The sequence below is a fragment of the Bradyrhizobium oligotrophicum genome (assembly GCF_051168495.1).
GTDB classification, from domain to species: domain Bacteria; phylum Pseudomonadota; class Alphaproteobacteria; order Rhizobiales; family Xanthobacteraceae; genus Bradyrhizobium; species Bradyrhizobium oligotrophicum_A.
In genome coordinates this window covers 90,515-110,908 of the sequence record NZ_JBNPVB010000018.1, presented here as the reverse complement: position 1 = coordinate 110,908, position 20,394 = coordinate 90,515, and the positions used below count along the sequence as shown (strand labels likewise).

17 protein-coding genes are annotated in these 20,394 nt (G+C 65.3%); 6 read left to right on the top strand and 11 right to left on the bottom strand.

The features are described from left to right. Positions 1–1,314: 1,314 nt before the first annotated feature. From ppc to ACQR1B_RS28200, 3 genes are all read right to left on the bottom strand, one after another. Positions 1,315–4,101 carry a phosphoenolpyruvate carboxylase gene (gene ppc / locus ACQR1B_RS28210; protein WP_434835616.1) on the bottom strand — a complete coding sequence of 929 codons (2,787 nt, stop codon included), beginning with the start codon at positions 4,099–4,101 and terminating at the stop codon, positions 1,315–1,317. A gap of 129 nt (positions 4,102–4,230) precedes the next feature. Continuing rightward, on the bottom strand, positions 4,231–5,775 hold the full coding sequence (locus ACQR1B_RS28205) for an acyl-CoA synthetase (protein ID WP_434835617.1): 1,545 nt from the start codon (positions 5,773–5,775) through the stop codon (positions 4,231–4,233). A gap of 69 nt (positions 5,776–5,844) precedes the next feature. Next, positions 5,845–6,654: a crotonase/enoyl-CoA hydratase family protein gene (locus ACQR1B_RS28200; protein ID WP_434835618.1), complete on the bottom strand. Its 810-nt coding sequence runs from the start codon at positions 6,652–6,654 to the stop codon at positions 5,845–5,847. A 105-nt stretch (positions 6,655–6,759) separates the two neighbouring features. Here ACQR1B_RS28200 and ACQR1B_RS28195 point away from each other — a divergent pair, with 105 nt between their 5' ends. Further along, entirely contained in the window at positions 6,760–7,635 is an 876-nt protein-coding gene (locus ACQR1B_RS28195) for an SDR family oxidoreductase (protein WP_434835619.1), read from the top strand. A gap of 126 nt (positions 7,636–7,761) precedes the next feature. Continuing rightward, positions 7,762–9,342, top strand: coding sequence for a fatty acid--CoA ligase (locus ACQR1B_RS28190; protein ID WP_434835620.1), 1,581 nt, complete (start codon positions 7,762–7,764; stop codon positions 9,340–9,342). A 283-nt stretch (positions 9,343–9,625) separates the two neighbouring features. On the opposite strand, the gene ACQR1B_RS28185 is transcribed toward ACQR1B_RS28190, so the two are convergent. After that, complete coding sequence (locus ACQR1B_RS28185; RefSeq protein WP_434835621.1) at positions 9,626–10,900, bottom strand: acyl-CoA dehydrogenase family protein; 1,275 nt, start codon at positions 10,898–10,900, stop codon at positions 9,626–9,628. Positions 10,901–11,057: 157 nt separating this feature from the next. Here ACQR1B_RS28185 and ACQR1B_RS28180 point away from each other — a divergent pair, with 157 nt between their 5' ends. Then, positions 11,058–11,837, top strand: coding sequence for an enoyl-CoA hydratase-related protein (locus tag ACQR1B_RS28180; protein WP_434835622.1), 780 nt, complete (start codon positions 11,058–11,060; stop codon positions 11,835–11,837). A 226-nt stretch (positions 11,838–12,063) separates the two neighbouring features. On the opposite strand, the gene ACQR1B_RS28175 is transcribed toward ACQR1B_RS28180, so the two are convergent. Genes ACQR1B_RS28175 through ACQR1B_RS28165 form a run of 3 tightly spaced genes read right to left on the bottom strand, consistent with a single transcriptional unit; the run spans position 12,064 to position 14,230 of the window. Continuing rightward, positions 12,064–12,450, bottom strand: coding sequence for a DUF6285 domain-containing protein (locus ACQR1B_RS28175; protein ID WP_434835623.1), 387 nt, complete (start codon positions 12,448–12,450; stop codon positions 12,064–12,066). Continuing rightward, the gene (locus ACQR1B_RS28170; protein WP_434835624.1) at positions 12,450–13,439 is read right to left on the bottom strand and encodes a phosphotransferase family protein; all 990 of its coding nucleotides are present in this window, start codon (positions 13,437–13,439) and stop codon (positions 12,450–12,452) included. The genes ACQR1B_RS28175 and ACQR1B_RS28170 overlap by 1 nt, the downstream gene beginning before the upstream one ends. Continuing rightward, entirely contained in the window at positions 13,436–14,230 is a 795-nt protein-coding gene (locus ACQR1B_RS28165) for an enoyl-CoA hydratase/isomerase (RefSeq protein WP_434835625.1), read from the bottom strand. Before ACQR1B_RS28165 ends, ACQR1B_RS28170 begins: the two co-directional genes overlap by 4 nt. 164 nt (positions 14,231–14,394) lie before the next feature. Here ACQR1B_RS28165 and ACQR1B_RS28160 point away from each other — a divergent pair, with 164 nt between their 5' ends. Then, entirely contained in the window at positions 14,395–15,174 is a 780-nt protein-coding gene (locus ACQR1B_RS28160; RefSeq protein ID WP_434835626.1) for an SDR family NAD(P)-dependent oxidoreductase, read from the top strand. A gap of 168 nt (positions 15,175–15,342) precedes the next feature. Further along, positions 15,343–16,176, top strand: coding sequence for an alpha/beta fold hydrolase (locus ACQR1B_RS28155; protein ID WP_434835627.1), 834 nt, complete (start codon positions 15,343–15,345; stop codon positions 16,174–16,176). A gap of 34 nt (positions 16,177–16,210) precedes the next feature. On the opposite strand, the gene ACQR1B_RS28150 is transcribed toward ACQR1B_RS28155, so the two are convergent. Continuing rightward, the gene (locus ACQR1B_RS28150) at positions 16,211–16,507 is read right to left on the bottom strand and encodes a hypothetical protein (RefSeq protein WP_434835628.1); all 297 of its coding nucleotides are present in this window, start codon (positions 16,505–16,507) and stop codon (positions 16,211–16,213) included. 188 nt (positions 16,508–16,695) lie between these two features. On the opposite strand from ACQR1B_RS28150, the gene ACQR1B_RS28145 reads away from it, so the two are divergent. Further along, a complete protein-coding gene (locus tag ACQR1B_RS28145) occupies positions 16,696–17,307 on the top strand; it encodes a flavin reductase family protein (RefSeq protein ID WP_434835629.1) in 612 nt (203 codons plus the stop codon). A 29-nt stretch (positions 17,308–17,336) separates the two neighbouring features. On the opposite strand, the gene ACQR1B_RS28140 is transcribed toward ACQR1B_RS28145, so the two are convergent. The 3 genes from ACQR1B_RS28140 to yghU form a co-directional block, all read right to left on the bottom strand. Continuing rightward, positions 17,337–17,660, bottom strand: coding sequence for a cytochrome c (locus ACQR1B_RS28140; RefSeq protein WP_434835630.1), 324 nt, complete (start codon positions 17,658–17,660; stop codon positions 17,337–17,339). An 11-nt stretch (positions 17,661–17,671) separates the two neighbouring features. Then, positions 17,672–18,871 carry a molybdopterin-dependent oxidoreductase gene (locus ACQR1B_RS28135; RefSeq protein WP_434835631.1) on the bottom strand — a complete coding sequence of 400 codons (1,200 nt, stop codon included), beginning with the start codon at positions 18,869–18,871 and terminating at the stop codon, positions 17,672–17,674. A 544-nt stretch (positions 18,872–19,415) separates the two neighbouring features. Beyond that, the gene (yghU, locus tag ACQR1B_RS28130) at positions 19,416–20,291 is read right to left on the bottom strand and encodes a glutathione-dependent disulfide-bond oxidoreductase (protein ID WP_434835632.1); all 876 of its coding nucleotides are present in this window, start codon (positions 20,289–20,291) and stop codon (positions 19,416–19,418) included. Positions 20,292–20,394 lie beyond the last annotated feature (103 nt).

Here is a 20,394-nt window from a genome sequence, read left to right as displayed (position 1 = left end):
ACCATCATGCCCGCGGCGAGATGGATTCGTCGTCCGCTTCTCCATGAGGGTCAAAAGCCAAGGCGGCACTGCACACCGGACCATGAACACGCCAAGAGGCGTGTTCATGGAGAGGACGCGGCTCATCGTTCATGTGCAGATCCGGCTTCGAAGTTGGCTCCTCTTGGTGAGGAGCCGTGCCCCGGTCGTGCCACTATAGACGGTCTGCATGGGGGCGCGTCTCGAACCATGAGGCCCCGGCCGGGCCTCGCCCTTCGAGACGGGCACCAGGTGGCGCGCTCCCCGGGGTGAGGGGTGAAAGTGTGCTGTAACGAGTGACGCCCTTCATTGGGGCCAGACCTTCGGTTCTGCGACGGCTTCATTGGCCCTGCATCGACTTCTACAAAAAATAAATCTCTTGCTCTTTTTCAGAATTCATGTTTTCATCCCGCCATCCCGCCTCACCGCAGAGGGGCGTAGCGCGCGATCGTCACGACACGCGAGGCGGGGATGCGATGGCCGCGATGGAGCCGCAGCGTGTCCGATTAAGGATGCGCGGACGAACGGCTGTGTTGCGGACGTGAAATCGCGTGGTCCTGGCGCCCCGATGCAGGCGTCAAGTCCGTGATGATGCGCAAGCATCGCACGGGCGACGGTGTCTACGAGCCGGCACACCGGGGAGAGCGCGTATAAGCGTGAAGACATCGCGCGGGGAATGCCGGATGTTCGGCTGAACCTGTGGTACCTGCCGCCTGCATTTTTTTCGCAGGCGGGCCATGGGTGAGGCCTTCGCCCGGCATTCCCTGCGCCCTCTGCACTGTTTGCGAGGGACGTGGCCGATCCAGCACTCGGGCGCCATGCGCCGCGGGAATGAGACCTCATGTCCCCTTGCTGTTTGAAACTGTGAAACGGAAGATGCTCAGACAATGCTGCCGTAGGGTGCGCAAAGGCGCACCTCCGAACTTGCGCCGCAAGCCGCGCTCCCTCGCGCGCCGTGACCACCATTGCGTTCGAGCGTGCAGCTCCGTGGTGGGCACGCAGCCGCCCAAGGGCGGCCGCTTTGCCCACCCTACGAACTACGAGCTTGACGATCGCGAAGACGCAAGGCGCCAGTGACTGCGCCCTCTCCCCTTGTGGGCCCCTTGTGGGAGAGGGCATGTAGGACGGCGCGGCACACGCGGTTGGGTGAGGGGTATCTCTCCAAGAACGCCAATCGCGGAGAAACACCCCTCACCCAAGCGAGCGCGCGGAGAGGCCATACATGCCCTCTCCCACAAGGGGAGAGGGCACAGTCATGAGCACCGGCTTCGTCTTCGATCGGACGCCGGACATCAACTACCCCGTATTCCTCAACCCCGCCGAGATGCCGTTGATCGTCAGCTGAATCCCGCGCAGCACCTGCTCGTCCGGGTTCTGCGCGCGGTGCTCCTTCAACAGCTCGACCTGCACGTGGTTGAGCGGATCGAGATAGGGGAAGCGGTTGCGGACCGAGCGCTCCAGCAGCGGGTTGCCCTGCAGCAGGCGGTCCTGCCCCATGATGTCGAGCAAGGTCTCGATCACCAGATTCCATTCGCGCCGGATGCGGCCGAAGATCTTTTCGCGCAGAGCTTCGTCGGGCACCAGCTCGGCATAGCGCGAGGCGATCGCGATCGAGCTCTTGGCGAGCACCATGTCCATGTTCGACAGGAGCATGCGGAAGAACGGCCACTCCTGATAGAGCTCGCGCAGGAACGGCATGCCCTGCTCGGGATTCTCGGCGATCCAGGTCTCGACCGCGCTGCCGAAGCCGTACCAGCCCGGCAGCATCAGCCGGCACTGCGCCCAGGAGAACACCCAGGGGATCGCGCGCAGGTCCTCGATCGCGCGGGTCTTCTTGCGCGACGCCGGGCGGCTGCCGATGTTCAAGGTCGCTATCTCGTTGATGACGGTCGAGGCCCAGAAATAGTCGACGAAGCCGTCGGTCTCGTAGACGAGGCCGCGATAGGCCTTGAAGGCCAGCTCCGAGAGCCGATCCATCGCGGTGAGATAGTCGCGCTTCGGCGCCGGCTGCCGCGGATGCAGCAGGCTCGCTTCCAACGTCGCTGCGGCGAGGATCTCGAGATTGTTGCGGCCGACCTCGGCGTTGGAATATTTGCTCGAGATGATCTCGCCCTGCTCGGTGATCCGGATCTGGCCGTTCACCGCGCCGCCGGGCTGGGCGATGATGGCGTCGTAGCTCGGGCCGCCGCCGCGGCCGACCGAGCCGCCGCGGCCGTGGAACAGTCGCAGCCGGATGCCGTGCCGCTCGAAAATTTCGACGAGGCCGATCTCGGCTTTGTACAGCTCCCAGCCCGAGGTGACGAAGCCGCCATCCTTGTTGCTGTCGGAATAGCCGAGCATGACCTCCTGCACGGCGCCGCGGCTGTCGACCAGGCGGCGATAGTCGTGCAGCGCCAGCATCCGGTCCATGATGCCGCTGGAGGCCTGCAAATCCTCGATGGTTTCGAACAGCGGCACGATGTTGACGGCGCAGCGGCCCGACGGGTCGATCAGGCCGACCTCCTTCAACAGCAGCGCGACCTCGAGCATGTCGGACATGCCCTTGCACATCGAGATGATGCACTGGCAGATCACGTCCGCGCCGAAGGTGGCGTGCGCCTCGGCGGCGGCGCGAAACAGTTCGAGCTCGCCGACCGTCTCGTCGCTGTATTTGATGAACTGCGACACCAGCGGCCTGGAATTGCGCAGCTCGCTGACCAAGAGGCCGACCCGGGCATCCTCGCTCAGCGCCATGTAGGACATGCCGGGCATGGCAGTGTCGATCAGCTCGGCCACCGTGCGCTCATGCACCGCCGAGTTCTGCCGGATGTCGAGCCGCGCCAGATGGAAGCCGAAGCAGTCCACCGCACGGCGCAGCAGCCGCAGCCGGCCGCGCGCGATGACCTCGGCATTGTTGGCGATGAGCGAGCGATGCAGCACGTCGAGATCGTCCTGCAATTCCTTGACGCTGTCATAGGGCGCGACCGCCGCCACCGGCAGCCGGCTGATCTGGATGCCGAGCTTCTTCGCTGTGGCCGCCAGCCGCGCATAGATGCCGGACACCGCCAGGCGATACGGCTCGCCGCGACGATGCGGCGACGAATCGGGCGAGCGTTCGGCGAGCGCGCGCAGCTCCTCGGAAACATCGGCGAGATGCGCCGCGATCGACAGCTCGCTGCCGAGCACATGCAGCTCTTCCAGGTAATAATGCAGCGCAAGGCTCGATTGCAGCTTCAGCGTGCCGCGCATCACCTCGGCGGTGACGAACGGGTTGCCGTCGCGATCGCCGCCGATCCAGCTGCCCATGCGCAGGAACGAGGCGAGATCGCCCGCGACCTCGGCGCCGTCATTGAGACGGTCCTCCAGCGAGCACAGCAGCCGCGGCACCTCGCGCAGGAACGTGTAGTCGTAGAACGACAGCCCGTTGGTGACCTCGTCGAGCACCGTCAGCTTGGTCCGCCGCAAGAGATTGGTCTGCCACAGGGTCAGCACGGCGCGGCGCAGCGCCTCGTCATTGGCCTCGCGCTCGTCCGGCGTCAGTTGCATGCGCTCGCGGCGGTCGAGCAGCGTGGCGACCTCCATCTCGCGGTCCATGGTGCTCTTGCGCCGCACCTCGGTCGGATGCGCGGTCAGCACGGGACTGACCAGGGCCGTCGAAAAGAACTTGCGCAGGTCGGCCGCATCGAAGCCGGCCGACTTGGCGTGGCCGAGCGTCGCCGCCAGCATGCCGGCGCCACCATTGGCGTCGGTCCTGGCGCGCATGCGGCGGATGTTGTTCTGGTCCTCGGCGATGTTGGCGAGGTGGGAGAAATAGCTGAAGGCGCGGACGATGCGGACGGTCTCCGCGGTCGTCATGCCGTCGAGAATGTGCTCCAGCTCGTTCCGCGCCTGGCGGTCCTCGTCGCGATGGAAGCGCACCGAGGTCTGGCGGATGCGCTCGACGAGATCGAATACGTCGGCGCCCTCCTGGTCGCGGACGGTGTCGCCGAGGATGCGGCCGAGCAGGCGGATGTCATCGCGCAACCGCGCATCCTCCTCCATCGCCTGCGCGTCGGCGGCACGGTTGGGTCGGATTTCCTCGGACGGCATGATTTGCGGCGACATGGATGCGCTCTCCAGCAGCTGCCTATTTGCAGGTCAGTCTGCCGTATCTGTCCCGCAGCGCAAGATCAAGAAACAGGCGTTGCCTGCCCTATTCGATGCTGTCGTCGTATCCTCACCGTGGCCAATCCGTCAAATTTTCCGCCCCGCCTGTTCCCAATACGGATCCCGCAACCGCCGCTTGAAGATCTTGCCGGAATCCTCGCGAGGCAATTTGCCGTGGATTTCGATGTGTCGGGGCACCTTGTAATCGGCCAGCGATGCCTTCAGCCGGGCCTTGATCTCGCTGGTGTCCAGCACCGCGCCCGCCTGCGGCTCGACCACCGCCATCAGCGCCTCGCCGTATTCGGTATCAGGAATACCGAATACGGCGCAATCATGCACCCCGGGCACGGCATGCAGCACCGCCTCGATCTCGGCCGGATAGATGTTGACGCCGCCGGAGATGACCATGTCGCGTTTGCGGTCGCACAGGAAGACGTAGCCGTCGGGATCGATGTAGCCGATATCGCCGGAGGTGATGAAGCCGTCGCGGTCGATCTCGGCGCGCTTCTCCGGCTTGTTGTGATAGGTGAAATCCGGGTTGCCTTGGATGCGCGAATAGATCTCGCCGACCTCGCCCTGCGGCAGGATGCGGCCATCCGCAGCCACGAAGCGCAGCTCGGCGCCCGGCGAGACCTTGCCGACGGTGCCCGGCTTCCTCAGTGCATCCTCGGAGGTCGCGAAGGTGACGGCGCCCGATTCGGTCGAGCCGTAGAACTCGTAGATCACCGGCCCCCACCATTCGATCATGGCGCGCTTGACGTCGGCCGGACACGGCGCCGCGGCATGGATGATGTGACGCAGCGACGACATGTCGTAGCGGCGGCGGACCGCCTCCGGCAGCTTCATCAGCCGGATGAACATCGTCGGCACCATGAAGATGGTGTCGATGCGCTCTTGCTGGATGATGCCGAGAAACTCCTCCGGCTCGAAGCGCGGCATCAGCACCAGCGCGCCGCCGAGCCGGCCGGCGCGCAGGCCGAACGCGTTCGGCGCCGAATGATACAGCGGTCCCGGCAGCAGCGCGCGCGAGCCGGGTTTGAGGCCGTAGATCAGCGCCCGCATGCGCTCGGCCGACGCGGCCTGCTCGACCGTCGGCGCGTTGCGGCGCACGCCCTTGGGGTGGCCTGTCGTGCCGGAGGTGTAGATCATGTTCTGCGGCTGCGGCACCTGCGGCCCGTCGTAGGGACCCTGCTGGGCAAGCCAGTCCTCGAGCCCGATCGCAAAGTCCGGGGTTTCCAGCAGATCCACGCTGAACTTGTAGTTCGACAGGATCTCCGGCGGCGTCGGCACGCTGAGCACGGTGACACCGGACGGAATCAGGCCGCGCAGCTGGTGCAGCAGGTCAGCATGACCGATCAGCACCCGCGTGGCGGAGTCTTTCAGGATGTAGTCGATCTCCTCCGGCTTGAAGTGCCAGTTCACCGGCACGCCATAGGCCCCCAGCCGCATCGCGCCATAGGCGGCCTCGATGAAGGCGATGTCGTTGCGCATCAGCACGCAGACGCAATCGCCCTGGCGCACGCCGAGCTTGGCGAGACCGCTCGCGATGCGCGCCGCACGATCGGCGATGTCGGCGTGACTGCGGCGGCGATTGCCGGAGACGATGCCGCAGAACGGGGAGGACGTTTCCATGGATCAAGTGTCCGATCTGGCGTCGGTTCGATCCGGGGCGACGCGCAGCATCGCCCCGCAATGAGGGGATTAGTCCGTGAACTTCGGCGCGCGCTTCTCGATATTGGCGCGCACCGATTCGAGCTGGTTCGGGCTGCCGATCAGCTTCTGCTGCTCGACCGATTCCGCGAGCAGCGCCGGCCCCGGATCGACCGAGAGGTTGTTCAGCATCCGCTTGGCGGCGCGGATTGCATCCGGGTTCTTAGCCGCGATCTCGCGCGCCGTCTCCAGCGCAGCCGCGCGCGGATCCGCGCAGATGCGGGTGACCAGGCCGTAGGCCTGTCCCTCCTCCGCCGAAAACACCCGGCCGGTGTAGGTGAGCTCACGCAAAATATCGTCTCGCATCAGCGTCGCCAGAACCGGCGTGCCCGCCATGTCCGGCACGAGGCCCCATTTGATCTCCATGATCGACATCTTGGTGTCGGGCGCGACGTAACGCATGTCGGCGCCGAGCGCGAGCTGGAAGCCGCCGCCATAGGCCACGCCATGCACTGCAGCAATCACCGGCACCGGCAGCTGCCGCCAGCCCCAGACCGCCTGCTGGGCGAAATTGGCCTTGCCATGGGTGCGAATAGTGAGATCGCGGTTTTCGCCGCCGGGCACGCCGTTGCCGCCCTTCTCCTTCATCGCGGCGAAGCGGCCCATGTCGAGGCCGGCGCAGAACGCCCGCCCCTCGCCCGACAGCACCACCGCGCGCAGGCCGTTCTCCTTCGACAGCCGCTCGGTCGCCGCCACCAGCGCCTCGAACATCGCGACATCGAGCGCGTTCATCTTGTCGGCGCGGACCAATCGGACGTCGGCGACGCCGTCGGTGATCTCGATCGCGACCCGGTTCTCCATGATGCCGTTCTCCCTGCATGTGGTCTTTGTGACTTTACAGAAGGCTGTCGGAGCGATTTAGTCAATCGACCAATTAACTCACAACATCTCAGGCGGGAAGCTCCCATGTTCAAGGACAATCTCCTCGAAGGTCGACGCATTCTGGTCACCGGCGGCGGCACTGGCCTCGGCAAGTCGATGGCCGCGCGCTTCCTGCAATTGGGCGCCGAGGTGCATATTTGCGGCCGGCGGAAAATCGTCTGCGACGAGACTGCGACCGAATTGATGGACTTGTATGGCGGACGAGTCACCAGCCACGGCGTCGACATCCGCAATGCGCTGGCCGTCGAGGAAATGATCGAAGCCATCTTCCAGGAAGGCGGCCTGACCGATCTCATCAACAACGCCGCCGGCAATTTCATTTCCCGCACCGAGGAATTGAGCCCGCGCGGCTTCGATGCGGTCGCAAACATCGTGATGCACGGCACCTTCTACGTGACGCATGCTGTCGGCAAGCGCTGGATCGCGGCGAAGCAGCCGGGCAACGTCGTATCGATCACGGTGACGTGGGTGCGCAACGGCTCGCCCTATGTGGTGCCGTCGGCGATGAGCAAGTCGGCGATCCACGCCATGACGATGTCGCTCGCGACCGAATGGGGCCGCTACGGCATCCGCCTCAACACGATTGCGCCGGGCGAGATCCCGACCGAAGGCATGAGCAAGCGCATCAAGCCGGGCGACGAGGCTGGCGCGCGCACCAAGGCGATGAACCCGATGGGCCGCGTCGGCACCATGGAGGAGCTGCAGAACCTCGCGGTGTTCCTGATCTCCGGCGGCTGCAACTGGATCAATGGCGAGACCATCGCGATGGACGGCGCCCAGGCGCTGGCGATGGGCGGCAATTTCTATCAGCTGCGCGATTGGAGCGACGACGACTGGACCAAGGCCAAGGAGTCGATCAAGGCGCAGAACGAAAAGGACCGCGCGACCCGCACGAGTTGACGGCGCAACCGCGCCGTTGATCGGCCGCGGGCGCGCTGTAGACTGGACCAAAGGCTGCTCGCTCCGGCTCGAACCGGTGCGAGAACGACAAGACAACAAACAACGACACACAATCGGAGGGGAAACATGTCCGTCACGACGGCAGCGTCGACGCTCGTCGACGTCGTGCGCAAGCAGGCGCAAACGCTCGGCTCCGCCACCGCCTACGAATTCGAGGGACGCATCACCAGCTTCGCCGAGTTCGACCGCAAGACCAACCAGGTCGCGAATGCACTCAAGGCGCTCGGACTGAAGCCGAATGAGCGGATCGCCTATTTCGGCAAGAACAGCGACCTCTATTTCGAGCTCCTGGTCGGCGCCATGAAGGCGAACGTCGTGATGGCGCCGGTCAACTGGCGTCTGGCCGGTCCGGAGGTGGCCTTCATCGTGGAGGACTGCAAGGCCCCCGCCCTGTTCGTCGGCCCCGAGTTCATCACCATGATCCGGCAGATCCGTGACCAGCTGCCCAGCGTGCGGCACATCATCACCACCGAGGGCGGCGCGCCGGAATGGCAGGACTACACGGCCTGGCGCGATGCGCAGAGCGTTGACGATCCAGGCGTGACGATCGCGCCGAAAGACATCGCGCTGCAGCTCTACACTTCCGGCACCACCGGCAAGCCCAAGGGCGCGATGCTGTCGCACGCGAACTTCCTCAACCTGGTCAATACCGGCAATCCCGACGACAAGCCGGACTGGAACAAATGGTCGACCGACGATGTCTCGCTGATCGCGATGCCGATCTTCCACATCGGCGGCTCCGGCTGGGGCCTGATGAGCCTCTATCACGGCGCCCGCGGCGTCATTGCCCGCGAGTTCGATCCGACGAAAATCCTCGACGTCTTCGAGCAGTCCGGCATCACCAAGCTGTTCATGGTCCCCGCCGCGATGCAGTTCGTCGTGCGGCAGCCGCGCGCCCGGCAGGTCGATTTCTCGCGGTTGAAATACATGCTCTACGGCGCCTCGCCGATCCCGGCCGCGCTGTTGAAGGAGTGCATCGAGGTCTTCAAATGCGGCTTCGTGCAGATGTACGGCATGACCGAGACCACCGGCACCATCATCGCGCTGCCGCCCGAGGACCATGTCGAAGGGCTGGAGCGGATGCGCTCGGCCGGCAAGCCGCTGCCGGGCATCGAGGTCACGATCATCGATGTCAACGGCAATCCGCTGCCGCCGCGTCAGGTCGGCGAGATCGCGACGCGCTCCGGCTCCAACATGGCCGGCTACTGGAATCTGCCGGAGGCAACCGCGCGCACGCTCGGCAAGGACGGCTGGTTGCGCACCGGTGATGCCGGCTACATGGACGAGGACGGCTACGTCTACATCCACGACCGCATCAAGGACATGATCATCTCCGGCGGAGAGAACATCTATCCGGCCGAGGTCGAGAGCGCGATCTGCGACCATCCCGATGTCGCCGAGGCCGCCGTCATCGGCATTCCCGACGACAAATGGGGCGAGGCGGTCAAGGCGATCGTCGTGATGAAGCCGGGCAAGCGCGCCACCGAGACAGACATCATCAATTTCACCCGCACCCGCATCGCCGGCTTCAAGGCGCCGAAGACCGTCGACTTCCTTGACGCTTTGCCGCGCAATCCCTCCGGCAAGATCCTGCGGCGAAATCTGCGCGACCCGTATTGGGCAGGGAAAGACAGGCAGGTGAACTGAGTGGACGCAGCATTGTCAACCGCTCGCCCGAGGCCGCGCGGGCCTTGCGCTCGTGACGAGGCTTGGCGATGAGCACCGCGTCGCCGCACGATCGATTCGTAGGGGGGCAAAGCGCCGCCGCAGGCGGCGCGTGCCCACCGTCTCTCGGCGTTCGCGCAAGCAAATGGTGGGCACGGCGCGCGCGAGAGCACGGCATAAGCGCCGCGGCGTAGGCGCGCCTTTGCCCACCCTACGCACTCTCCCCGTCATCGCGAGCGATCGCGGCGCGCCGGTCAAAATTCGCTCACCTCTTGTTCACCCCCATGTAGCCAAACAGGAATCCGGCCACCTTGCGCATCTGGATTTCCTCGCTGCCCTCGGTGATGCGGTAGCGGCGGTGGTGGCGGTAGATGTGTTCGAACGGCTTGTGGCGCGAATAGCCCACGCCACCATGGACCTGCATGGCGCGGTCGGCCGCTTCGCAGCACAGGCGATTAGCCCAGTAGTTGCACATCGACACCTTGTCCGACAGCGTGTGCTCGACCTGCGCCTGCGTCAGTTGGTCCATCTCCCAGGCGGTCTTGCGGATCAGGAGCCGCAGCATCTCGGCTTGCGTGGCCAGTTCCACCAGCGGCCATTGGATCGCCTGGTTCTCGGCCAGCGCCTTGCCGAACGGCTTGCGCTCCCGCGCATAATTCACACTCTCGTTGATGCAGAACACCGCGGCGCCGAGCGAGCTCGCCGCCTGGCGGATGCGGTTCTCGTGCACGAAGCACTGCGCCAAGGACAAGCCGCGCCCTACTTCGCCGAACAGCGCATCCTCCGGCACGAACACATCGGTGAAGCTGACGCGCGGATGATCGGTCGGCATGTTGAAGGTCCAGAGATATTCTTCGACCTTCACGCCCTTGCTCTTGGCCGGCACCAGGAAGCAGGTGATGCCGCGGGCATCGCCGTCATTGCCGGACGTGCGCGCGAACAATGCGCAGTGGGTGGCGACATGCATGCCGGTCGTCCACATCTTCTCGCCGTTGATCAGCCAGCCCTTGAGGTTGTCGCGGGTCGCAGGCTGCGCCTTGGTCTCCATGTGGGTCGCGTCCGAGCCGTGATGCGGCTCCGTGAGGCCGAAGGTGATGCGGTACTTGCCGGTGATCGAGCCGTCGATCATCGCCTTCTGGTCGTCGCGGCCGTAGCGGTCGAGCATGGTGACGATCGGCAGATTGCCGACGATCGAATGCTCGTTCTGCAGGTCGTTGTGCAGGCCGAGGCCCTTGGACGCAAAATGCTCGCGGATCACTGCCATCCAGAGGTTGGAGCCGTCCTTGCCGCCGTAGCGCTTCGGAATCGCGAAGCGCAGATGGCCCGCGGCGTCGGCACGATCCTTGGCCTTGCGCAGCAGCTGCTCCCACTCATGCCGCGGCAGGCCGCCATTCTCGAAATCGGTCCGCGCCCATTCGCGGCGATGGTCGAAGAAGCGGATGTTGTCGTCGGCCTCCTCCAGCGGCTTGATCTCGGCAGCGATGAAGCGGTCGAGCTCGTCGAGATAGGCGACGAGCTCCTTCGGCAAGGAAAAATCCATGGCGTGTCTCCCTATGCGTGTCGTTGTTGTTCTTGATCTTGGATCTTTGCCGCGTGCTTGTGGCGCGCAGCGCGGTTGCGTATTTGGATGACTGCAGATGCAGCGCAGGCGCTAAGCTCGCGCGACATTGCCAATCAGAAACCAGGAGGGACGGCCGATGGAGCTGAAATTCTCGAAAGTCACCCGCAAGGGTCCGGTCACGATCGTGACCCTGGCGCGCCCCGAGGTCTACAACGCGCTGCATACCGACGCGCATTACGAGCTCGAGGCGGTGTTCGACGGGTTCGCCGCCGATCCCGAGCAATGGATTGCGATCGTCACCGGCGAGGGCGACAAGGCATTCTGCGCCGGTAATGACTTGAAATGGCAGGCGGCCGGCGGCAAGCGCGGCTGGGGCCGAAGCGGCTTCGGTGGCCTCACCTCGCGCTTCGACTGCGACAAGCCGCTGATCGCGGCCGTGAACGGCGTGGCCATGGGCGGCGGCTTCGAGATCGCGCTCGCCTGCGACCTGATCATTGCCTCCGAGAATGCGACCTTCGCTCTGCCCGAGCCACGCGTTGGCCTCGCCGCGCTCGCCGGCGGCCTGCAGCGGCTGCCGCGCCAGATCGGCATGAAGCGCGCGATGAGCATGATCCTGACCGGCCGCCATGTCGCTGCTCGCGAAGGCCACGAGCTCGGCTTCGTCAACGAGGTGGTGCCGCAGGGCGAGGCGCTGGCCGCCGCCGAGCGCTGGGCCGAGACCATCGCCAAGAACTCGCCGATGTCGATCCGCGCCTCCAAGCAGGCGATCGAAAAGGGACTTGCGGTGTCGCTGGAGCAAGCCATCACCGAGCAGCGCGACTATCCGGCGGTGCAGGCGATGATCCACTCGCAGGACTACATCGAGGGACCGAAGGCGTTCTCGGAGAAGCGGCCGCCGAAATGGCTGGGGCGGTAGAGCCTCACTGATTTCGTCATTCCGCGGCGCGCGTAGCGCGAGCCCGGAATCCATACGCCCGATCGTGGTTATGGATTCCGGGCTCGCGACTGCGTCGCGCCCCGGAATGACGGCGCCAACTTGATTCCGCTCTGTCATGGCCGGGCTTGACCCGGCCATCCACGTCAGGCGGAAAATTCGTGGTCGGATGGATGCCCGGGTCAAGCCCGGGCTTGACGCCGGTGGGTCAGGAGCCATCAGTGGCCCTCCCCGCTTCGCGCTTGTAGGAGGCGTAGTTCGGCTGATCGACGGCGAGCTTGGCGAGGGTGGTCTGCCAGAGGTGGTCCTTCAGGCCCGGCGTTGTGAGATCAACGGCACCACTGGCGATCTGCTCCGAGAGCGTCCGGTTCAGGGTGAGCAGATCACCATCCCGTCCCAGCAGCTGCTTCAGCTGCGCATGCTCCGCCTCGTCCGTCGCAGCCGCCTGCGTCAGCTGCCGCACCACGAGATCGAGCGCGTTGATGCCGACGCGCAGCTTGAACGCCTCGTGGCCCGAGATCAGCGGCGCGATGTCGGTGCGCAGGAAGTCGGCCACGGCCTGCACCAGCTCGGTCGGCGTCGGTTCGTCCTGCATCAGCCCTCTCCGCGCGGCGCGAGCAATCGCAACAGATCGATCTCGGTCTCCGAGGCGCGGCGGCCGATCATCGCGCGTTCCATCGAGTGATCGGGGCCGAGACGAAAGCGCTGCATCATGCCGCAGCACATCACGCCCCAGCGCAACGTGCCCATGACCTCCCAGAACTTCACCCTGTCAGCATCGACCTTGCGGCCCGCGGATTCGTAGCCGGCGAACAGTTCGTCACGGGAGCCGAAGCCGCCGACAGGCTTGTCGATCTCGCCGAAACGCCAGGAGTTGACGCAGATCCAGCCGAGGTCCTCCATGGGATCGCCGAGATGGGCGAGCTCCCAGTCGAGCACGGCGCGAACGCCGTCGGAACCGATGATCAGATTGCCGTTGCGGAAATCGCCATGCACCAGCGTTATCTCGGCCGAGGAGCCGGGATCGTTCTGCGACAGCCAGCGCAGCGCCAGATCGAACACCGGCCGCGGCCAGTCGAAGCTGCGATACTCCCGGGCGAGCTCTGCGATCTCCCTGGTCGCATTCATCTCGCGCAGCTTTGGCAATGCGTCGCGCGCGATGCCATGAATGCCGGCCGCGATCTGCCCGAGCTGGCGCGCGAGCCGCGGCCGTGCCTCGGCGTAGTCGGCATCGCGCAAAATCTTGCGCGCGATGGTCTCGCCGTCGACGCGGCGCATGATGAAGCCGGTGCCGAGATCGTCCGCAGGCTGCAGCACGTGCAGCACCTCGGGCGACGGCACGCCGGCCGCATAGGCGAGCCGCATCAGCGGCGCCTCGTTGTCGAGCCCCGCGGCGCGTCCGGGCGCAGCGCCATAGCCCTTGGGCGAACGGCGCAGGATGGCGCCGACATCGCCGTCGGGATGGACGATGTCGAAGCGCCACGTCTCCTGGCTGGCGCCGCCGGAGAGTTTGGCGGCGCCGCGCACGCCGGTCGCGCCCGGCATGAACGCAGCGACGCAGCGGGAGAGCTCCGTCTCGATCATTGGCCCTTGAACTTGGCCGGACGTTTTTCGAGGAATGCGGTGACGCCCTCCTTGAAGTCCGAGGTGCTGCCTGCGACGCGCTGCGCCTGGAACTCCGCGTTGAGCTGCTCCTCGAACGAGTTCTCCGGACTGTCCCAATACAGGCCGCGAATCTGCGCCAGCGCGACCGTCGGCCCGTTGGCGAGCTCATGCGCGAGCTTCATGGTCTCCTCCTTCAGCGCCGCGTCGTCATAGACGCGGTTGACGAGGCCCCATTGCAGCGCCGTCTCGGCCGGCAGCTTCTCGCCGAGCAGCGACAGCTCGATCGCGCGCGCCTTGCCGACGAGGCGCGGCAGCAGCCAGGTCGAGCCGCAATCGGGGACGAGGCCGATGCGGCGGAAGGCCTGCAGAAAGTAGGCGGACTTCGCGCACAGGATCATGTCGCCCATCAGCGCGAAACTCATGCCGGCGCCGGCGGCCGGGCCGTTGACCGACGTGACGATGGGGCAATGAAGGTTGCGCAGGCGGCGCAGGAACGGGTGGAAGGCCGTCTCGAGCGCGGCACCGGCATTGCTGCGGCCGGGCTTGGCCTGCGCGTTGCGGCCCTGCAGATTGGCACCGGTGCAGAACGCGCGGCCGGCGCCGGTCACGACGAGGCAGCGCACCTCGGCCTTCCTCTCCTCGATCTCGTCGAGCGCCTCGGCGAGGCCGCCGAGCATGTCGATCGAGACCGCGTTCATGACCTCCTGATGATCGAGCGTAAGGATGGCGACGGGCCCGTCGAAATCGAGCGTGACGTGCTTGAACTGCATGGTTTCCTCTCAAGAGCTTGTCGAGCGCTGCATTCTTCGCCGCGGAAATTGCCAGCGCAGCGTGGTTCGGCCGGCATATTTGATTTTTGCGCTTGGCTTGTCCATGGTTGCATCATCCAAATAGCCGACGCGCGCGCAGGCCGCTCACATCGACGGAAACACCCATGATCCTATTCGATCTCACCGGCCGCGTGGCGGTCGTCACCGGAGGCAATGGAGGCATAGGCCTCGGCATCGCCCAGGCACTTGCGTCCAGTGGCTGCAACGTCTCGATCTGGGGCCGCAACGCCGAGAAGAACAAGGCGGCTGCAGCCTCGATAGCCGCAGGCCCCGGCAAGGTCGACACCCGTGTGTGCGACGTGACGAGCACGGCCTCCGTCAATGAGGCGATGAAGGCCACGCTCGACACCTTCGGCCGCGTCGACGGCTGCTTCGCCAATGCCGGCATCGGCGGCGGCGGTCGCAAGCCCTTCATCGAGCGCAGCGAGGAGGAATGGCGCACGATGTTCGCGACCAATCTCGACGGCGTCTTTCATGCGTTCCAGGCGGCCGCGAAACACATGACCGCGCGCGCCGAAGCCGGCGACGCGTTCGGCCGGCTGGTGGCGACCTCGAGCCTCGCATCGCTGTTCGGCACCGCGCGCAACGAGCACTACGCCGCGACCAAGGCCGCGATCAACGCGCTGTGCCGGGCGCTGGCGGTGGAGCTCGCCCGTCATGGCGTGACCGCGAACGCCATTCTGCCGGGCTGGATCAAGAGCGACATGACCGCGGGCATCATGGGCAACGACAAGTTCGTCGCCAACGTGATGCCGCGGATTCCGGTGCGCCGCTTCGGCGAGCCGTCGGATTTCGGCGGCATCGCCGTGTATCTCATGAGCAAGGCGTCGTCGTACCATACCGCCGACTGCTTCGTGATCGACGGCGGCTATACCGCGTTCTGAGCCGGCCGGTGCGGAGGTGATCCGGTATGCCGGTTCGCCTCGTGCCGGAATGTTCCCGCGCTGCGGTGCGAGATTTCGGAAATTTAATGCGGCCGGCGCCGCTACGCCCTCGTGATCCAGGCGTTGTCCCGCATCACATGACGAGGAGACGTGAGCAGGAAGGGTGCCATGAAGCGTGGACTGACCGTTTTGGCCTGTGTGTCTGCTCTGACCGTCGCGGGCTATTTCGCGATGGCCAAGTGGGGCATCGCGCATGAGAGCCGCGACTTCTTCGATGCGGCGCGCCAGCGCCCGGTGACGGTCGACGTCGCGGTGCGGCGGGACTACGAAATGAAGGCCAATGCCGGGCTGTGGCGGCTGCCGGTTGCGGTCATCAGCAACGGCAACACCGTCAAGAACACCGAGTACTCGTTCCTCGCCAACGTTTTTGCCGCGCGCGGCTACCTCGTCGCCAGCATCCAGCAGGATCTGCCGACCGATCCGCCGCTGGTCACCAAGGTCGGCATGCCCTATGTCGGCCGGCTCGACGTCTACAAGAAGGGCGAGGCCAACATCCTGTTCGTGCTCGGCGAGATGAAGCGGCTTCATCCCAATGCCGACTACGGTCATCTGACTCTGGTCGGCCATTCCAATGGCGGCGACACCGCGATGTATTTCGCCCAGGAGCATCCAAACCTGGTCGCGCAGGTCGTGACCCTGGACAATCTGCGCGTTCCTTTCGTCGTCCGCGACAAGCTGAAGATCCTCTCGTTCCGGTCCGACGATCCGCAGTTCAAGACCGACCCGGGTGTCCTGCCGACGCATCTCGACAAGAAGAGCGGCATCGACATCATCAAGACCGAGTTCCAGCACACCTGGATGAGCGATCGCGGCCCGTACACCGCACGGGAGCGAATCCAGGCGACGCTCGACAAATATCTCGGCGGTGAGACGACCAGCCAGCTGGCGCCGGCGGATACCGACAACCTCATCGTCACCAACGGTGCGGCGGCGCTGCCATAGGCATGGGCGAGCAGCCGCCGGCACCAGACCTGTGTTAGTTCTGCGGCTTCTTGGCCGGCGGGCCGTTCTTGTTGCCCGGCATGCCCTTGATGTTCGACGGATCCTGCGCACTCACGTCCGGATTCTGCCGGTTGATCGTCGGCGCCGCTCCGACCGTGCCTTTGCCCGACTCAGTCGTCGGCGCTCCGTTCTTGTTGCCGGGAGCGCCCTGAATGCCGGCTCCGGAATTTTGCGCGCTCGGCGGCGTCGTGGGCTGCTGCCCGCCCTGTGCCAGGGCCGAGGTGGCCGAGACGACGAACGCGCAGGCGAACAGGCTGATCATGGGTTTCATGGCGTGACCTCCATTTGTCGTTGCTATGCTGGTCGAACGTGGTGCCGCCGGAGCCGTTCCTCGGAAGCATGGAATTTCCGAAGCCGCCGCAGAAGCCATCGCGTGCGCAGCCGCTGCCCGCAATATCGGCTTCCGCATTGCATCAACGCCCACTACGGTCGGATCAGCAACGCACCGGGAACAGCGACATGGAATATCTCTCGACCGATCTCAGCCCGCGCGAGCGTTACAAGATCCTGACCTCCTTCGTGCTGCCGCGGCCGATCGCCTGGGTGACCACGAGGGGCGAGACAGGGGTCGTCAACGCCGCACCATTCTCGTTCTTCAACGTGCTCGGCGAGGACCCGCCGCTGTGCGTGTTCGCGATCAATCTGCGGCCTGACGGCCGGGTCAAGGACACGCTGGTCAACATCCGCCGCGAAGGCGAGTTCGTCGTGCACATCACCGACGAGCCGCTGGCGCAGGCGATGCACGAAACGGGTGGTGACTTTCCGCCCGAAATCGGCGAGCCGGATCATCTCGGGCTGAAGCTCACGCCGTCACGCGTGATCGGCGTTCCACGGCTGACCGAGGCGCCGTTCGCGATGGAGTGCAAGACCTGGCAGCTCATCGATGTCAACGGCGACCGGGTGCTGGTGCTCGGCGAGGGCCTCGCCTTCCACATCCGTGACGAATTGTGGGACACCGAGAAGATGCGTGTCGCCATGGAGCTGTTCCACCCGGTCGGGCGCATGTTCGCCGACCGCTACTGCCGCACCAACGACCGCATGGATTTTCCGCCGGCGAAGGGGGCAGGCTGAGCGATCCCGGCCGCCGGCAACACCGGACGTCAGTAGGTTGCAGCGAGATAGTCGACGATCCTGCCGACATCGGCATCGTCGATCGGGGCACCATAGACCTTGATCATCTTGGTGACTTCGGCTTGCCAGAACTCCTTCTTGTTCTTCATCGGCGGCTGCATCTTGATATAGTCGGCGGAGTGGCAGGCCGTGCAATTGCCCTGCACGACGGTGAGATCGGGCCCCGGCCTGAAGGCTGCCGTTTCCTGTGGTACCCGGTAGTTGACCGGCGCAGCGATGAGCAAGCCCGAACCGCCTGCGAGGCAACCTACGCCGAGAGCCAGCGCAGCGGCGAGGAAGGACGTCCGTTGCATGGTCTTGCTCCTCAGGCCGCGGTGACGCGGACGGTTTCAATGACGTTGCGCAGATAGCCGGCCGGATTCCAGCGCGGTGTCTCCGGCTGGGTCTCGCCTGAATTGCCGGTGGCCCGGACCTTGAGATCGTGGGGGCCCGCTGCAAGCTTCACCGGCAACGTCCACTCACGGAAGGAATATTTTCCGAGGTCCTTGCCGAGCTTGGCGTCGGTCCAGGTCTTGCCGCCGTCGGTCGAGACCGCGACCTGCTTGATGCCCGTCCCGCCATCGAATGCGATGCCGCGCAACATCGACGTGCCCACCTTCAGTTTGGCGCCATCGGCCACGCTGGTGATGAAGGAGCGAACCGTGAAGCGGTTGATCGGGATCGTCGCTTTCGGCGCGGTGCCGGGCTCGACGGCATTGTTCGGCGTGTCGGGAATTCGGTACGCCGACTTCATCCAGAAGCCGTCGAAAACGCCGTCGACGACGGTGATCTCGTTGAGGTGCTTGACCCAATAGGTGCCGTAATGGCCGGGCACGATCAGGCGCAGCGGAAAGCCGTTGAGGAACGGAAGATCCTCTCCGTTCATGCCGTAGGCCAGCATCACCTCGCCGTCCCTGGCGTGATCCAGGTCGAGCGCCTTGACGAAATCCGGCGTCTTGTCGACGACGGGGCCGTCCATGCCGCCGAAGGTGACCTGCCTGGCGCCGGCCTGGACACCCGCCATGTCGAGCACGGTCCTGAGCGGAACGCCGCGCCAGCGGGCGTTGCCCATGGCGCCATTGCCGAGTTGGCCGCCTGCGACGCGCGGCTCGAAGAAACCGCGGCTATTGCCGGAGCACTGATTGACGGCGACGATCTCGGTCGCCTTCATCTTGCGGATGTCCTTGAGCGACAGCTTGAGCGGCTTGTCGACCTTGCCCTTGATCTCAAGGGTGAACTTGTCCGGATCGAGATCGTAGGGAAGGCCCGCCAGATGATAGCGGACGAAGAAGGCGTTGTTCGGCGTGATCGCTCCGTCATTGAATACCGCGAACGGCGTTTCGAGTTGCGGCGGCCGGCTGGTCAGGCCGATCATCGGCCGCTTCTGCGGATACTTCACCAGCGGGCGCTCGCCATTCGCAAAGGGCAGCGTCACCATGTCCTCCGCCAGCGCGCGGCTGGCGCCGGAGCCGCCCAGCAAGGCAGCAAGCCCCGCGCCCTTCAGCAGATCACGTCGGTCGATCATGGGTCCCTCCGAAGTGGTCGTTGAACCCGGCGGTCATCACCGCAGGCTCCCTCTGCTCGAACTCGTCCGGCACGCGGCACGCCCGGCTGCTGCGAATTGATAGTGACACGATTCTGTTCTGCCGCTGCGAGAAAACACGCCGACATCGTGAGAGCCAAACAATCGCAGTGCGGCAACGGCCTCGTCTTCGCACGTGCAAATAGACTGGTCGCCGACCGGCGCGACCAGACCTCCCGACGGTTATCTCCCCTGTCGTCAGCCGGCGGACGCGGGTCGGCGCGTCCTCAAAGTCCATTGAAGCGATCCAGAGTCGCGCGCTGGACCCAGGATTGCTTCGTCGCTTCGCTCCTCGCAATGACGGTGGGGTTCACCGCGATCGCGGAATCGTAGGGTGGGCAAAGCGGCGCCGGCAGGCGACGCGTGCCCAGCGGTGGTGACGGTGAGTCAAGGCGGTGGGCACGGCGCGCGAGACTGTGTTTGCCGAAGTGGTGGTGGAGCGCCTTTGCCCACCCTACAGGAGCAACTACAAGAGCAACGCGAGCAACTACTTGCCCGGCCCGATCTTGTCCTGCGTCTTGGTGTCGAAATCGGACGCGTCGTGGCGCTCGTGCAGTTGGCTCGCCGGATCGCCGGAGACGCGATTGACCATGCGGCCGCGCTTGACGGGCGTGCGCTGGGCGATCTGGTCGGTCCAGCGCTGCACGTGCTTGTAGTCGTGCACCGAGAGGAATTCGCCGCCTTCGTAGAGCAATCCCTTCGACAGCGCGCCGTACCAGGGCCACACCGCGATGTCGGCGATGGTGTAGTCGGGGCCGGCGAGATATTCGCTCTCGGCGAGACGGCGGTCGAGCACGTCGAGCTGGCGCTTCACCTCCATCGCGAAGCGGTCGATGGCGTATTCGATCTTGGTCGGCGCGTAGGCGTAGAAATGGCCGAAGCCGCCGCCGAGATAGGGTGCGGCGCCCATCTGCCAGAACAGCCAGGACAGACACTCGGCGCGCTTCGCCGGCTCAGTCGGCAGCAAGGCGCCGAACTTCTCGGCGAGATACACCAGGATCGCCCCGGACTCGAACACGCGGATCGGCTCGGGCCCGCTGCGGTCCAGCAGCGCCGGGATCTTCGAGTTCGGATTGATGGCAACGAAGCCGGAGCCGAACTGGTCGCCCTCGCCGATGCGGATCAGCCAGGCGTCATATTCCGCGCCGGCATGGCCGAGCGCCAGCAGCTCCTCCAGCATCACGGTGACCTTCACGCCGTTCGGCGTTCCGAGCGAATAGAGCTGCAAGGGATGACGGCCGACAGGCAATTCCTTGTCATGCGTGGGACCGGCGATCGGCCGGTTGATGTTGGCGAAGCGGCCGCCGCTGGCCTTGTTCCAGGTCCAGACCTTGGGCGGCACATAGCTGTTCTGTTCGGACACGGGGAAACTCCGGCGTAAGCGGCAAGGGAGCGGACGTTTTAGGCGCATATGCCGTACTGCGGAAGCCATCTCGAGCGCGGGCGCCATCCGCATTTTCTGCATT